9 protein-coding genes and 1 tRNA gene are annotated in these 14,655 nt (G+C 42.9%); 8 read left to right on the forward strand and 2 right to left on the reverse strand.

From position 1 onward, the window contains the following. Positions 1 to 58: 58 nt before the first annotated feature. The 3 genes from LRS05_RS04950 (at position 59) to LRS05_RS04960 (ending at position 2,685) form a co-directional block, all read left to right on the forward strand. On the forward strand, positions 59 to 1,285 hold the full coding sequence (locus LRS05_RS04950; protein WP_257867302.1) for a Glu/Leu/Phe/Val dehydrogenase dimerization domain-containing protein: 1,227 nt from the start codon (positions 59 to 61) through the stop codon (positions 1,283 to 1,285). A gap of 49 nt (positions 1,286 to 1,334) precedes the next feature. Continuing rightward, the gene (locus tag LRS05_RS04955; RefSeq protein ID WP_257867303.1) at positions 1,335 to 2,549 is read left to right on the forward strand and encodes a folylpolyglutamate synthase/dihydrofolate synthase family protein; all 1,215 of its coding nucleotides are present in this window, start codon (positions 1,335 to 1,337) and stop codon (positions 2,547 to 2,549) included. Between the two features lie 58 nt (positions 2,550 to 2,607). Next, positions 2,608 to 2,685 (forward strand) — tRNA-Val (locus tag LRS05_RS04960). 303 nt (positions 2,686 to 2,988) lie between these two features. Here LRS05_RS04960 and murF read toward each other — a convergent pair. Together murF and gldJ are read right to left on the reverse strand one after the other, a co-directional pair. Further along, complete coding sequence (gene murF, locus LRS05_RS04965) at positions 2,989 to 4,275, reverse strand: UDP-N-acetylmuramoyl-tripeptide--D-alanyl-D-alanine ligase (RefSeq protein ID WP_257867304.1); 1,287 nt, start codon at positions 4,273 to 4,275, stop codon at positions 2,989 to 2,991. A 67-nt stretch (positions 4,276 to 4,342) separates the two neighbouring features. After that, positions 4,343 to 6,007 carry a gliding motility lipoprotein GldJ gene (gene gldJ, locus LRS05_RS04970; protein ID WP_257867305.1) on the reverse strand — a complete coding sequence of 555 codons (1,665 nt, stop codon included), beginning with the start codon at positions 6,005 to 6,007 and terminating at the stop codon, positions 4,343 to 4,345. Positions 6,008 to 6,213: 206 nt separating this feature from the next. Between gldJ and porU the strand changes: the two genes are divergently transcribed. The 5 genes from porU to LRS05_RS04995 all read left to right on the forward strand — a co-directional run bounded on the left by porU (position 6,214) and on the right by LRS05_RS04995 (position 14,644). After that, positions 6,214 to 10,050, forward strand: coding sequence for a type IX secretion system sortase PorU (porU, locus tag LRS05_RS04975; protein ID WP_257867306.1), 3,837 nt, complete (start codon positions 6,214 to 6,216; stop codon positions 10,048 to 10,050). Positions 10,051 to 10,091: 41 nt separating this feature from the next. Continuing rightward, complete coding sequence (gene porV, locus LRS05_RS04980; protein ID WP_257867307.1) at positions 10,092 to 11,273, forward strand: type IX secretion system outer membrane channel protein PorV; 1,182 nt, start codon at positions 10,092 to 10,094, stop codon at positions 11,271 to 11,273. Between the two features lie 3 nt (positions 11,274 to 11,276). Beyond that, positions 11,277 to 11,759: a cytidine deaminase gene (gene cdd / locus LRS05_RS04985; protein ID WP_257867308.1), complete on the forward strand. Its 483-nt coding sequence runs from the start codon at positions 11,277 to 11,279 to the stop codon at positions 11,757 to 11,759. Positions 11,760 to 11,953: 194 nt separating this feature from the next. After that, entirely contained in the window at positions 11,954 to 12,955 is a 1,002-nt protein-coding gene (gene pdhA / locus LRS05_RS04990) for a pyruvate dehydrogenase (acetyl-transferring) E1 component subunit alpha (protein ID WP_257867309.1), read from the forward strand. A 3-nt stretch (positions 12,956 to 12,958) separates the two neighbouring features. Further along, entirely contained in the window at positions 12,959 to 14,644 is a 1,686-nt protein-coding gene (locus LRS05_RS04995; protein ID WP_257867310.1) for a pyruvate dehydrogenase complex dihydrolipoamide acetyltransferase, read from the forward strand. Positions 14,645 to 14,655 lie beyond the last annotated feature (11 nt).

The following is a 14,655-nucleotide window of genomic DNA, read 5'->3' on the forward strand; positions in this document are numbered from 1 at the left end:
TACATATTTCTCAGTTTTTTGTTTTTATATTTGTGCAGATTTCAACAAACACAACATAATGAAAGAATTATTAAAGAAATTCGAAAACAAACAACCTGAAATAGTATTCAATTGGAAAGACAGCGAAACAGAAGCTGAAGGCTGGACAGTAATAAATTCCCTTCGGGGAGGTGCAGCAGGCGGTGGTACCCGTATGCGCAAGGGGCTTGACATGAATGAAGTGCTATCGCTAGCCAAAACAATGGAAGTGAAATTTTCAGTTTCAGGGCCAGCTATCGGCGGTGCTAAATCAGGTATAAACTTTGACCCAAACGATCCCCGCAAAAGCGGTGTGCTGCAGCGTTGGTATAAAGCGGTTTCTCCTTTACTTAAAAGCTATTATGGAACAGGTGGCGACCTGAATGTTGATGAGATACATGAAGTAATCCCGATGACCGAAGAATGTGGTGTATGGCACCCGCAGGAAGGCGTGTTTACAGGCCATTTTAAGCCGAGTGAAGCTGACAAGATAAACCGTATTGGGCAGCTGCGCCAAGGGGTTGTAAAAGTTATTGAAAACCCTTCATTCTCACCTGATGTTCTAAGGAAATATACAGTTGCCGACATGATAACGGGTTATGGCGTTGCTGAAGCTGTAAGGCATTTTTACGATATTTACGGCGGTTCTGTTAAAGGTAAAAAAGCGATAGTGCAGGGCTTTGGTAATGTGGGCTCTGCAGCAGCATTTTATCTCGCCAAAATGGGAGCGAAGGTGGTCGGTATAATTGACCGTGAGGGTGGAGTGATTAACGAAAACGGTTTTAGTTTTGAAGAGATACGTCAATTTTTCCTGAATAAAGACGGCAACAAGCTTGTAGCTGATAATATGCTCCCTTTTGATAAGATAAATACTGAAATCTGGAATATAGGCGCTGAAATTTTTGCACCGTGTGCAGCTTCAAGACTTGTGACCAAGGATCAGGTAGACAGCATGGTGTCAGCCGGCCTTGAAGTAATCTCATGTGGCGCTAATGTGCCGTTTGCAGACAAGGAAATTTTCTTTGGCCCGATAATGGAAGCTACTGACAGCCAGGTAAGCCTTATCCCGGACTTTATCTCTAACTGCGGTATGGCCAGGGTTTTTGCTTACTTTATGGAAAAGAAAGTTCAAATGACAGATGAGGCTATATTCAATGACACATCTGAAATTATTAAAACAGCAATTGTAAATGTACATGCAAAGCATCCTGATAAAAAGGGAATAAGCCATGCAGCTTTTGAAATTGCACTTAAGCAATTGGTATAATTAGAATATTCAATAATTTTAATGGCAGATTTATCTGCCATTTTTATTTATGACCTATAAAGAAACACTTGACTGGATGTTCAGCCGCCTGCCAATGTACCAGCAGCAGGGAGCATCAGCCTATCGTAAAGACCTAACTAACATTAAGCTTTTGGCTGCACATCTCGGCAATCCTGAAAAACAGCTGAAATGCATACACATAGCAGGAACTAACGGTAAAGGGTCAACATCAAATATGCTGGCTTCAATTTTGCAGCAAGCAGGCTATAAAACCGGGCTATACACATCACCCCATCTTAAAGATTATCGTGAGCGTGTTCGTATTAATGGCGAAATGATTTCTGAAGATTATGTCACTGCATTTATTTCGCGGAATAAAGTTTTTTTTGAAGCGAATAATTTAAGTTTTTTTGAAATGACAGTTGGGCTGGCATTTCAATACTTTGCTGATGAAAATATTGACATTGCGATCATTGAAACAGGTATGGGGGGCAGGCTTGATGCTACAAATATTCTTACCCCGGTATTATCTGTAATTACAAACATAGGGTTTGACCATACTCAGTTTTTAGGGGACACACTGGAAAAAATTGCTGGGGAAAAAGCGGGAATAATCAAGCCCGGAGTACCGGTTGTAATAGGTGAATATGATGAAGAGACGGCAGCAGTCTTCAGGCAAAAGGCGGCTGAAACAAATTCATCGATATATTTTGCTTCTGACTGTGATTTTCCTGAATATGACAGTGACCTTAAAGGCGTTTACCAAAAGCACAACAAGCGTACGGTTTTAAAGGCTGTTGAGGTTTTGAAAGAAAGCTTAATTATAAACGAAGATGATATTATAAACGGCTTACTCAATGTTTCTGATAATACAGGATTTGCCGGGCGATGGCAAAAAATAAACGACAAACCTTTAGCTATTGCAGACACAGCGCATAACAGTCATGGGCTTATAGAAGTAGTGAGGCAAATTGAATTACAGCAATATAATAAGCTGCATATTGTTTTAGGTGTCGTAAATGATAAAGACCTTACGGATATCTTACCGCTTTTCCCTAAAAAGGCTCAATATTATTTTTGCAGGCCTGATGTTCCCCGCGGACTCGATGCTGAGATTTTAGCAGATAAAGCAAAAGCTTTCCACTTGCACGGCAATATATATGATTCAGTTACTGCGGCTTACCAAAAGGCAAGGAGCATAGCATCACCGGATGACTTTATTTATGTAGGCGGGAGTACTTTTGTAGTGGCAGAAATTTTATGATTTTTTAAATATTTATTTGCAGGAACCAAAAAGTAACTTATATTTGCACTCGCATTACGGGCGATTAGCTCAGCTGGTTCAGAGCACCTCGTTTACACCGAGGGGGTCGGGGGTTCGAACCCCTCATCGCCCACCACTAAAACTCTTCAGGAAACTGAAGAGTTTTTTGTTTTATATCAGGTTTATAATTTTTTACTCTTCCTTAAATTCACTACGCCACTTTTTACTTTAATATTCTTTGCTTATCCAAAAAGCGTTGGTGCAGAATAAGTTAAATGGTTAACAATTCTTTAACTAATTAAAATGTGTAATGTTACACAAAATGTTTGTATCTTTGCACCGTGTATTCAATATAACTTCATAGAAATAAATATAATCCCAGCGTCAGAGCGGATTTTAAATTAATTGAAGTTTTATCATATTTCCAAGTCTTCCTCAATTACTCCAAAATTTCCAAAACCCGCTCAAGCGCCATTCCGCGGGAGCCTTTAATTAGCAATGTACCATTAAGTGGTAATTTGCCTGCGCCGCTATCTTTAAAATCTTCAAATGTTTTGTAAAAGCTGAGGTTTGAAATTTCAGCATTGCTATTGAAAAAATCAGGACCAATAAAATGAAAATCGATTTCAGGCAGCGCTGCGGCTATACTCACAATATTTGCATGTTCCTTATGGCTTTCCTGCCCAAGTTCAAACATATCGCCTAAAACAGCTGTACGGGGATTATTGCTTAGGCCTTTCAAATTTTCAATAGCTGCTGCCATACTGCTGGGGTTGGCATTGTAGGCATCCAGAATTATTTGCCTGCCGGCGCTTTCAATTATTTGTGAGCGATTGTTTGCAGGTATATAGGCTTCAATCGCCACCTTAATTTTTTCAGGGCTTATTTTAAAATAGTAACCCATTGAAATGGCGGCGCTAATATTCCCGGCATTATACAGGCCTATGAGGTTTGATGTGACAGTTATACCCATAAAACTGATTTCAACCATGGGGTTAGCCAGAGCCTTTTCTATGTGAAGGTCACAATTATAATTTTTTGCTGAAAATGTAAAGCGGGGGAGATTTTTGGTCTTCTCATTTTGTATATCGTCATCAAGATTTACAAACGCCATATGCGTGTTTGCAGACAGGTAATCATATAGTTCGCTTTTGCCTTTTATTACACCCTCCGTACCGCCAAAGCCTTCAAGGTGAGCCTTGCCGAAGTTGGTTATGTAACCAAAGTTGGGTTCTGCTATTTCACATAATTCTGCAATTTCCTTTTGATGGTTAGCGCCCATTTCTACAATCCCGATTTCGGTGTCCTTTGTAAATGAAAGCAAGGTGAGAGGTACGCCGATATGGTTGTTTAAGTTGCCTAGAGTCGCCGTAGTGTTGTACCGGGTTGAAAGTACGGCATTAATAAGCTCTTTTGTGGTGGTTTTGCCATTACTGCCGGTTAGTGCTATCACAGGCAGGCCAAGCTGCCTTCTGTGGTGCCTGGCAAGCTCCTGCAGTGCTCTGAGACTGTCCTGCACAAGTATTGTCCGTTCATTGACATAGTGCTCTTTTTCATCAATTATTGCATAAGAAGCGCCTTTCTGTATTGCTTCTGCGGCAAACGTATTGGCGTTGAACTTATCGCCTTTAAGCGCAACAAACAGCGAGCCCGGCTTTATATTTCGTGTGTCGGTTGATATTCCGGTTGTGGTAATGAACAGTTTGTAAATCTCTTCGATATTCATGTGGCTGTAAAATAATAAAAGCCCTAAGATAGGGCTTTTATAGTGAAATTTATTTTGTGTGTCCCGATTAATTACGGGCTTTTTTCCTGCTGTTTTTAGGTCCTACTTTAGACATTGCACAACGGAAACCGATATAGTCTGTTGCCATATCCTGAGGGAAATACCTCCTTTGTGCCGGGTCAAGCCAGTAAGCCCTGTCTCTCCAAGAGCCGCCTTTGTAAACCCTTACGTTGTCATTAATAAGCGTAGTCCTTTTCTTTTTGTCATACTCCCTTACCATGCCGCCTACAGAGTCTTTTGCTACAAGGTGCTTAGGTGAGTCATACATCCTTTTTTGATTATTTTCGCCTTCCTCTTCAGTTGAGTTAGCATCAAAATAACGTGTAGATTCCCTGTCACCATCGCGGAAGTTACGGTTATCACTGCGGTTGTAGTTCTGGCGCAGGTATGTATCTTCTTTAGTAATTTGCGTCTGGGCAATCTGGCCAGGAAGGTTACGGTACTGTATCCTACCGTTGCTAAGCGTATCGTATTCAATTGTTTCAGCTGTAACAATTTCAGCCCTGCCATCATCACCAATTTTGTTTTTCATGTAAACGTTACCCCTGTAGTAGTTGAAGTCGTTACCTTCATCATCTACCATCGGGCGATATACGTCGGCCACCCATTCGGCTACGTTGCCGGCCATGTCATAAAGGCCGAAGTCGTTTGGTGGGTAAGACCTTGCAGGTGCAGTGATATCAGCATTGTCATCGCTCCATCCGGCAATTCCGCCGTAGTCACCTTTACCTTGCTTAAAGTTGGCAAGCTGGTCACCTTTCTGCTGCCTTCTTGATGAACGTGTGTATTGTCCTCTCCAAGGATATTTCTTATTTCCTTTGTACATGTTGTACTCACGGTTACCAACAAGTGCAAGCGCTGCATATTCCCATTCAGCTTCAGTAGGAAGCCTGTATTCAGGCGGTATAAGGCCAGATGTCCTTTGTGCATAAACGTTTTTAGCGTCTTCTTTGTTTGCCAGCTTGTTGCGTGGGCCTTTCAGTACAATTTCTTCATTGCCGCCATATGCTTTTGTAGGGCTTTCAAGGTAAGCTTCTGTGCTGAAAGTATTTTCTGCAGTTGCATCAAGAATTTTGGCATCCCTTTTAAGGTAACCTTCTTTTTCAAGAATTCCTTCAGTAACACGGTCAGTCCTCCATTTAGAGAATTCAACTGCCTGTATCCAGTTTACGCCAACAACCGGGTAATCGCCATAGGCTGGGTGCCTAAGGTAGTTATTGGTCATAGTTTCATTATAGCCAAGTGCGCTCCTCCATACAAGTGTATCTGGCAGTGCACCTACATATATGTTCTTATAGTTTTCTTCTGTTGGAGGGAAAACCCTTTTCAGCCAGTCAAGGTATTCCATGTACATAACATTGGTTACCTCGGTCTCATCCATATAAAAAGACTGTACGTGCTGCTGTGTAGGGGTATTGTTCCAGTCGTGCATAACATCATCCTGAACCCTGCCCATAGTAAATGTTCCGCCTTCCACTTCAACAAGCCCCGGGGCAGCTTCCTGCTGCTTATACTTAGAGTTGTGCTGGAATCCACCTTTCTTGTCATTAATTTTCCACCCTGTTGCACTAGAGGTATTGCCTCCGCCGCCTCTTTTGCTGCAACCGGTAAAACCAACTGCTACCGCAAGTGCAAGAAACAATTGTAAAGCCGTGATTCTGTTAATTTTCATACGTTCTCTGGGTAATAAATTTCGTGGCGCAATATAATAATTAACCATTAAACCGCAACACGTTTTTAAATTTTTTCAAAAAAATCAAAAATATTCATGGTTCTGTTTTTCAATAACGGGGCAATTAAAGTAATATTGCAGGTACACAAATAAATTATTTGCTGCCGTTTGTAATATATTAAGGTAAGGCGGCGTTTTGATGTTTGATGAAAAATTTTTTACTCATTATATGTATATCTTTTCTTACCCTGGTTAATGCCCAGCAGGGAGACATTACCCTTGAATGGAAAGACGGCTTTAAAACTTCGGTTGGGGAACAAAACTTTACTATTCCGGCATTTCAGGCCAAAAACATGTCCTTTAATTCCTATGTAGGGCAATTGCAGTATAAACTCAATCTGCCGGTTGCAGGTCAGGTTGATGAGGGGTCTCTTATACTGTCAAACATCACCTACCAAAACATTACCCGTGAACAGTTGGGTGATATAATGCCACAGCATATCCCTACTGCAATAAATGCTAAACTTAGCGCGGTCAGGTCACGTAATGACTGGTATGCGCTGCTTACGCTTTCACCTATAATAAAAGACGGAAACGCATACAGGCGTGTTATGTCGTTTACTTACACATTCTCAATGCTGGGCAGCAACGTGCCGCAGCGTACGGTAAATAATGTAAGTGCCGTTTCAAACTCTGTACTGGCAACGGGCGACTGGAAGCGTTTTTACGTAGAGCGCTCAGGTATATACAGAGTGTCGCGCAGCTTCTTGCAGCAAATAGGCGTAAATGTAAATGCCGACCCCCGCACTATAAAAATTTACGGCAACGGCGGCAGGATGCTGCCACTGCTTAATGCCACCCCATACCCTATGGACCTTGAGGAAAATGCTGTCACTTTTGTAGGGGAGGAAGACGGTGTTTTTAACGATGGCGATTATATACTATTTTATGCTGAAGGAGTAGATAACTGGAATGCCGAAAATGGTACGCATAACAACCTTTATGCCGACAGGTCTTATTACTATGTAACAGCCGGCGGAACACCCGGTAAGCGTATGGGGCAAATGATACAGCCTGCAAGCCCGCCAAATATAAATGTATCGGCTTTTGATTATTATGTTTACCATGAGCGCGACAGGGTAAATTTTGCAAGGCTTGGCAGAAAATGGTTTGGTGAAGAGTTTAATATTAATGATGAGCAGGAATTTAAATTTATCCTGCCTGACCTGGACTCACCCAATGTTTCTGTAAAAGTGAGCGCCGCCGCCAACTCTGCAGCTACTACAACCATGGATGTTAAGGTAAACGGCCAGCAGGCAGGCGTGCTGAGCTTTATCCCGCCCGCACAATACAGCGCAGGGAGAGAAAGCTTTTTTACAGGCACTGCGACAGTATCGGGCAGTGAGGCAGCAATTACTCTTAAATACAATAATGGCGGTGTGCCTTCGGCAAATGCATGGCTTGATTATATAGTGTTGCAATCAAAAAGGAAATTACGCGGAAATGGTACGCAATTCAGGTTCCGTTATAATGATGCTGCTAATAATATAGGTGTAATACAATACCAGTTTTCTTCTGCCGAAGGTATTGCAGAAGTATGGGATATAACAGATATATACAATGCAGGCAAAATAATTAATACAGGTAACCAGGGCAGCTTTAGTTTTAAAGGGCCTTTGGGAGAGGTGAGGCAATATATTACCTATGTGCCGGCAGATGTTTACACTCCGCAGCGTGAAGGAAATACCAATGTGGCCAACCAAAATCTTAAAGGGACAATTTTTAAAGGGCAGGGCAGCGCTTTTACCGATGTGGACTATCTTATAATTACCCCTGAATTTTTGCGTGGCCCGGCTGAAAAGCTTGCTGCATTCCACAAAACAGATTCCGGGCTTAAAGTAAAAGTAGTAAGCCTTGAGAATATTTACCAGGAATTTGGCGGGGGTAAGCAGGATATCGGGGCTATACGCAATTTTATCAAATACGTTTATAATAATGCTTCGTCAGTTGCCAACAGGGTAAAATATGTCAACCTGTTTGGTGATGCTTCGTTCGATTTTAAGAACAGGATTCCCAATAATACCAATATTGTGCCTACTTTCCATGGGTATGATCAAACAAACAATTTGAACTTTAGCGAAACAAGCACATTTATGTCAGATGACTTTTTTGTGCTGATGGATGCCAATGAAGGTGTGATGCCAATTGGCTCCGGAAGTGAAGGCCCCGATATAGCGGTGGGTCGTATGCTCGTAACAAACGTCGCTAATGCCAATGAAATGGTGAATAAGGTTTTTGAGTATAAAGCAGAAGAGTCTTACGGGCGCTGGCGAAATGAATATGTGGTGGTAAGTGACGATATTGATAATAGCTATGATGAAGATTTTGTAGATGTAATGGACAGCCTTGCCGATACACTGGTAAACAATCGCCCGTTTATAAACATGCGCAAGATTTATACGGATGCTTATGTACAGCAGGTAACTTCCGGCGGGGAGCGCTACCCTGAAGCAAAAGACCAAATTATCCGTTCACTTAATTATGGTACTCTGGTACTCAATTATCTTGGGCATGGTGGTGAAAACGGCATGGCAAGCGAGGCTATATTCGGTATTGCCGATGCGCAAAACCTTACTAATAAATATAAGTATCCGCTGTTTATTACAGCCACTTGTGACCTTACTAAGTTTGATAACCCTTACAGGCCTACAACAGGTGAATACCTGTATTGGAATACCAACGGAGGCGCTATATGCCTTATAACGACAACCCGAGCTATCTTTATAAATGATGCATTTAACTTTAATACAGATTTGTCTACAAGACTTTATTCTTTCAGTGGCGGGGATTACCCATCAATGGCCGAGGCTGTGCGGCTAACTAAGGCTCAAAACGGCGCTGCCGGGTTTAGGGTTGTAGCATTTGTGGGTGACCCTGCACTTAAGCTTACCATGCCCAAACCAAAGGTTGTCCTTACAGAGATAAACGGCCAGCCTGCGGGTAGTAGTACTACGGTGTTGCAGGCATTATCACAAGCTACAATGAAGGGGCAGGTAACAGATGAAAACGGTAATGTGCTGAGCGGTTACAACGGCGAGCTCGCGGTAAGTGTTTTTGATAAACCGGTACAGAGAACAACGTTGGGCAATGACCAGCCTACACCTATATATAACTTCTCTGTTTTAGGTGAAACCATTTTCAGGGGTAATGCAACGGTTACCAACGGGCAGTTTCAGTTTAGTTTTGTAGTGCCAAGGGATATACGCATACCTGTTGCGGCAGGGCGTGTAAGTTTCTATGCAAAAAGAAATGGCATCCTCGAAGACCAGGCAGGTTTTGACAATACTGTGCAGATAGGCGGGATTAATGCAAACGCCGCTGTTGACAACACGGGCCCACGGGTAAAGCTGTACATGAATGATACATCTTTCATATCAGGTGGTATAACTAATGAATCTCCTATCTTCCTGGCTTTCCTTGAAGATGAAAACGGTATAAACACTGCGAGTGGTATAGGGCATGATATTGTGGCTATACTTGATGGTGATGAGGCAAATCCTTACATTCTCAATGATTACTATGAAACTGAGATAGATGATTATACCCGTAGTAATATCCGCTATCCGTTTAGTAACCTGTCGCCGGGCCTGCATACCATAACTTTTAAAGCGTGGGATGTATATAATAACCTTGTGACAGCCGAAATACAATTTGTAGTGGTAGGTGATGAGAACATGCATATTGAAAAAGTCCTTAACTATCCTAACCCTTTTGTAAGTTATACCGAATTCTGGTTTACCCATAACAGGCCTTTTGAACCGCTTGATGTTCAGGTGCAGGTGTTTACGGTTACAGGCAAAGTAGTGAAGACTATCAACCAATCGGTTGTTACCGATGGTTTCCTAAGCCGTGATATACGCTGGGATGGGAAGGATGACTTCGGCGATAAGATAGGTAAAGGCGTCTATATTTATAAAATGACGGTAAGGTCATCCATTTCAGGTAAAACTGCCGAAAAGTACGAGAAACTTGTATTGCTATAATAAAACACTATATTTGTTACCCAAAAATTCTCAAAAAGAAAATGAATAAATTACTTGCTGTTGCATTGTGCCTGCTTGGGCTTAACTTGGTAAAGGCTCAAAATGAGAGAGTTATAACCACGGGTGTTCCGTTTTTACTGATTGCTGCCGATGCCCGCGCTGCCGGTATGGGAGACCAGGGGGTTGCTACATCTGCAGATACCTATTCACTGCAATGGAACCCTGCAAAATATGCATTTGCACTTGATAAGCAGGGCTTTTCAATCAACTATACGCCATACCTTACAGATATTGCCAATGACATTTCTCTTGGGCAGGTTACGTATTATAATCGATTTAATGAAAGAAGTGCGTTTGCCGCCAGCCTTCGTTATTTTGGCTTAGGTGATATTGAGCTGAGGCAGACGGGCGACCCTAATGAAGTGCCGGTAACTCGTAATCCTAATGAACTTGCGGTTGACCTTGCTTACGCACTTAAACTAAGTGAACGTTTCTCAATGTCGGTTGCAGGGCGCTACATCCGTTCCAACCTGCGTATACCTGAAGCAGCGGGGGGCGGAGATGCCAGTGCGGCAAGTTCGTTCGCTTTTGACGTAGCCGGTTTCTATCAAAGTGAAGAGATTGCTTATGATGATTTTAACGGACGCTGGAGGGCTGGCTTCAACTTCCAGAACTTAGGTCCAAAGATCAGCTACGACAATGACGAGCAGCTAAGTTCAAACTTCCTACCGGCCAATATGAGGCTTGGTGCGGGCTTCGACTTTATTTTTGATGAATACAATAAGATAGGTATTAACCTAGAGACAACTAAGTTGTTAGTCCCTACGCCTCAAAACCCGGATATTAACGGTGACGGCACAGTAACTAATGATGAATATACGCAAGCAAATAAAGAATATCGCGACATCAACTGGGTTTCAGGTGTCTTCCAGTCGTTTGGTGATGCGCCTGACGGTTTCAGCGAAGAGCTTAAAGAATTTACCTATGCAGTGGGCGCAGAGTACATGTACCAGGACTCATTTGCCTTCAGGCTTGGTTATTTCAACGAGAGCGAAATGAAAGGGGCAAGGAAATTCTTTTCACTGGGTGCCGGCTTCCGTTACACAATTGTAAAGGTTGACGTATCTTACCTTTTCTCTGCAAGCCAGGTGAGAAACCCGCTTGAGAATACACTTCGCTTCTCGCTTACTTTCAACTTCGGCGACAAATACGACGAATATTAATAGATGGAGAACATCACCGTAACAACTTCTTTCAGCAGCTACAATACAGTTTCAGAGCTCCCGCAGGATGCTCAGCAACTTATGGCAAAAGCTGTTGAGACAAGGAAGAATGCCTACGCACCTTATTCAAAATTCAGGGTAGGGGCTGCGCTTCTGCTTGATAACGGTAAAGTAGTGGTAGGTTCAAATCAGGAAAATGCCGCATATCCGTCAGGCTTGTGTGCTGAAAGGGTTGCAGTATTCCAGGCCGGGGCAATCTACCCAGATGCAAAGATCCTAATACTTGCAATATCTGCCGCTGCAGATGAGAAAGTTGTGTCAGAACCAATCCCGCCGTGTGGCGCATGCAGGCAGGCAATAGCCGAATATGAATTCAGGCAGGACTCACCCATAGAAATTTACTTCATGGGTCAGGAAGGAAAAATATTAAAGTCAGATTCCCTTAAAAACCTGCTTCCGCTGGTGTTTGACAGGAATTTTTTATAGTACAGGAAAAAGGGATTATTATTAATCCCTTTTTTGATAATTATATCGTTTTCGTTCATAAAAATTATTAAAATCGAAAGGGTTATTTTTCGCTAATTAGCAGGAAGTCTTTATTTTTGCAATTCGCAATTAAAGAGTATGCATTTTTGCGTCTCTAAATAATCCGGGATTTACCATAGCAAACATATTTTAGCATGAAAGAAATTACAAAAGAGGTCTATCTGAAATGGTATAAAGACATGCAGTTTTGGAGAAAGTTTGAAGACAAGCTTGCCGCTTTATACATACAACAGAAAGTAAGGGGCTTTCTTCACCTGTACAATGGCCAGGAAGCAGTCCTTGCGGGTGCGCTGCATGCCATGGACCTTTCTAAAGATAAAATGATTACAGCTTACCGTAACCACGTGCAGCCAATAGGTATGGGTGTAGACCCGCGCAAGGTAATGGCAGAGCTTTTGGGTAAAGCTACAGGTACCTCAAAGGGACTTGGCGGCTCTATGCACATCTTCTCAAAAGAGCACGGTTTCTATGGCGGCCACGGTATTGTAGGTGCGCAGATTCCGGTTGGTGCAGGTATTGCCTTTGCCGATAAATATTTTAACACAGGTGGTGTAACGCTTACGTATTTTGGTGACGGCGCTGCACGCCAGGGTTCACTGCACGAAGCCTTCAACATGGCTATGCTGTGGAAACTTCCTGTAGTGTTTATTGTTGAGAACAATGGTTACGCCATGGGTACATCAGTTGAGCGTACTGCTAACCATACTGATATATGGAAACTTGGCCTTGGCTATGAGATGCCTTGCGGCCCGGTTGACGGCATGAACCCTATAAAAGTTGCCGAAGCAATGCACGAAGCAATGGAAAGGGCGAGAAGGGGCGAAGGCCCAACCTTCCTTGAAATGAAAACGTACCGTTACCGCGGGCATTCTATGAGTGATGCCCAACACTACCGTACAAAAGAAGAAGTAGAAGAGTACAGGAAGATTGACCCAATCACCCAGGTGCTTGACATAATAAAAGAAAACAACTATGCAACTGATGCAGAGATTGAAGCTATTGACCAAAGGGTAAAAGACCTTGTGGACGAATGCGAGAAATTTGCTGAAGAGTCACCATACCCAGATATGAGCGTGATGTATGACGTTGTTTACGAGCAGGAAAATTATCCGTTTTTACCACATAAACTACAATAAAACATGGCAAAGATTATAACAATGCCGCGCCTTAGCGATACCATGACTGAAGGTACTGTAGCTACGTGGCTTAAAAAAGTGGGTGATAAAGTAAACGAAGGCGACATACTTGCAGAGATTGAAACTGACAAGGCCACTATGGAGTTTGAAGCTTTTGATGCAGGTACACTGCTTTATATTGGTATTCAGGAAGGGGAGACTGCTGCGGTTGACTCAGTTCTTGCCATTATAGGTAAAGAAGGAGAAGATTATAAAGCGCTTCTTGAAGGCAAAGGCAGTGACGCTGTTGAAGCTGATAAAAAAGAAGAATCTAAGAAAGAAGAAAGTAAACCGGAAGCTAAAGAAGAGAAATCTGAAGAAAAACCGGCTGAAGATAAAAAAGCTGCACCGGCTTCATTACCTGACGGCGTGAAGGTGGTGACCATGCCGCGCCTTAGCGATACTATGACCGAAGGTACTGTGGCTACATGGCTTAAGAAAGTTGGCGATAAAGTAAGCGAAGGTGACATCCTTGCTGAAATTGAAACCGACAAAGCTACCATGGAGTTTGAATCATTCAACTCGGGTACACTGCTTTACATCGGTATACAGGAAGGGCAGTCGGCCCCGGTTGACAGCGTTCTTGCCATTATTGGCCCTGAAGGGACAGATGTAAGTGGCATTGCTGAAAATTATGGTAAAGACGGCGCTCCTGCTGAAAGCAAAGGTGAAGCTAAGTCTGACGATAAGATTAAGGAGCCTAAAGCAGAAGCTAAAGAAGAAAGTAAAGACGCTGCTCCTGCAAACAATGATGGCGGACGCGTATTTGCTTCACCACTTGCCCGCAAAATTGCTAAAGACAAAGGCGTAAATATCAATGATGTGAAAGGCTCAGGCGAGAACGGCCGCATCATTAAAAAAGATATCGAGAACTATACACCTGCTGCAGCCACACAACAGGCTACTGCCACTGCAAGCGCTGAAGCTCCAACCAAAGCCGCTGCACCGGTATATGTACCGCAGGGTGAAGTTGCTACTGAAGAGGTGAAGAACAACCAGATGCGTAAAACCATTGCGCGCCGTTTGGCTGAATCGAAATACAGTGCACCGGAATACAGCCTTACGATTGAGCTTGACATGGATAATGCCATTGCAAGCCGTAATGTGATTAACGCTGTGCCGGATACTAAAGTTTCGTTTAACGATATGGTGATCAAGGCAAGCGCTATGGCGCTACGCAAGCATCCGCAGATAAATACGCAGTGGAAAGACGATGTTACTATTTATAATAAGCACATAAGCATTGGTGTTGCCGTAGCAGTTGAAGACGGCCTTGTTGTACCTGTACTTAAATTTACTGATAACATGAGCCTGACACAGATTGGCGCATCAGTAAAAGACCTTGCAGGCAAGGCGCGTAATAAAAAGCTTACTCCGGCAGAGATGGACGGCAGTACATTCACTGTATCTAACCTGGGTATGTTCGGTATACAGGAGTTTACTTCGATTATCAACCAGCCAAACTCGGCAATACTTTCGGTAGGCGCTATTATACAGAAGCCGGTTGTGAAGAACGGGCAGATTGTTGTAGGCAATACCATGACAGTAACGCTTACCTGCGACCACCGTACGGTTGACGGCGCTACAGGTGCACAGTTCCTGCAAACGCTAAAACAATATATTGAAAATCCGGTGACAATGCTGGCATAATCCGCAACGTC

Origin of the sequence: Flavobacterium sp. J372 (assembly GCF_024699965.1) — a bacterium.
Lineage (GTDB): Bacteria > Bacteroidota > Bacteroidia > Flavobacteriales > Flavobacteriaceae > Flavobacterium.

Excerpts from the sequence above, each read along its gene's own strand:
- gldJ (WP_257867305.1), bottom strand. The coding sequence starts at position 6,007 with ATGAAAATTAACAGAATCACGGCTTTACAATTGTTTCTTGCACTTGCG.
- LRS05_RS04955 (WP_257867303.1), top strand. The coding sequence starts at position 1,335 with ATGACCTATAAAGAAACACTTGACTGGATGTTCAGCCGCCTGCCAATG.
- LRS05_RS04995 (WP_257867310.1), top strand. The coding sequence starts at position 12,959 with ATGGCAAAGATTATAACAATGCCGCGCCTTAGCGATACCATGACTGAA.
- porV (WP_257867307.1), top strand. The coding sequence starts at position 10,092 with ATGAATAAATTACTTGCTGTTGCATTGTGCCTGCTTGGGCTTAACTTG.
- porU (WP_257867306.1), top strand. The coding sequence starts at position 6,214 with ATGAAAAATTTTTTACTCATTATATGTATATCTTTTCTTACCCTGGTT.
- murF (WP_257867304.1), bottom strand. The coding sequence starts at position 4,275 with ATGAATATCGAAGAGATTTACAAACTGTTCATTACCACAACCGGAATA.
- cdd (WP_257867308.1), top strand. The coding sequence starts at position 11,277 with ATGGAGAACATCACCGTAACAACTTCTTTCAGCAGCTACAATACAGTT.
- pdhA (WP_257867309.1), top strand. The coding sequence starts at position 11,954 with ATGAAAGAAATTACAAAAGAGGTCTATCTGAAATGGTATAAAGACATG.
- LRS05_RS04950 (WP_257867302.1), top strand. The coding sequence starts at position 59 with ATGAAAGAATTATTAAAGAAATTCGAAAACAAACAACCTGAAATAGTA.